Origin of the sequence: Delftia sp. S65 (assembly GCF_016516495.1) — a bacterium.
GTDB lineage: Bacteria > Pseudomonadota > Gammaproteobacteria > Burkholderiales > Burkholderiaceae_C > Comamonas > Comamonas acidovorans.
Window position 1 is genome coordinate 1 of the sequence record NZ_JACVUR010000114.1, and the last position, 272, is coordinate 272.

Here is a 272-nt window from a genome sequence, read left to right on the forward strand (position 1 = left end):
GATAGGTTTCCATGGCCTCCCACATGCGCACCACGCGGCCTTCGGGCTCGACGCGCGCCAGCGAGCCCTTGTGCTGCACGCCGTCGATGACGGCCATCTCGTTGACCAGCTGCGGGTTGGCGAAGGTGGCGCGCATGGCGGTGAGGTGGTCGCCGCGGTGGGTGGCGTAGGAGTTGAAGTCCTCCTCGGGCAGGCCCATGCGCGCCAGGTATTCGCCCGCCGCGCTGTCGGCCAGGATGGCGTTGGAGGGCGACAGGTGGTCGGTGGTGATG

Annotated in this window: 1 pseudogene; it reads right to left on the reverse strand. The window is 69.1% G+C overall.

Annotation, left to right across the window (positions count from 1 at the left end):
- Nucleotides 1–272, reverse strand: a pseudogene (locus tag IAE24_RS30055) (Fe/S-dependent 2-methylisocitrate dehydratase AcnD); the annotation flags it as partial.